We start from the raw sequence: 307 nt of genomic DNA on the forward strand, positions 1-307 counted from the left end.
GACTGTTCTAAATTTTGTGTAAGTACTTAATTTTCATTTATCCTTCAGAGGATAATTACAAAAGGTACTTCACATGGATGAAGCAACAATCAAAAGTATGGCTGCCGAATTGGCTAAAGGTCTAAAAACACCAGAAGACTTAAACCAAATGACAGCAGTCTTTAAAAAATTCATGATTGAAACTGCACTCAATACTGAACTTTCAGACCATCTCGGTTATGAAAAGCATCAGCCCAAGAAAGGCTCAAATAGCCGTAATGGGTTTAGTTCTAAAACCATTACAACTCAAGATGGACAACTGGCTTTA

General features: G+C 35.8%; 1 protein-coding gene. It reads left to right on the top strand.

The window, feature by feature from the left end:
* Positions 1 to 73: 73 nt before the first annotated feature.
* The coding region (locus tag RFX69_RS06100; protein ID WP_002057361.1) for an IS256 family transposase at positions 74 to 307 on the top strand (234 nt) is incomplete at its 3' end.

Origin of the sequence: Acinetobacter sp. 148, assembly GCF_031196675.1 — a bacterium.
GTDB classification, from domain to species: domain Bacteria; phylum Pseudomonadota; class Gammaproteobacteria; order Pseudomonadales; family Moraxellaceae; genus Acinetobacter; species Acinetobacter baumannii.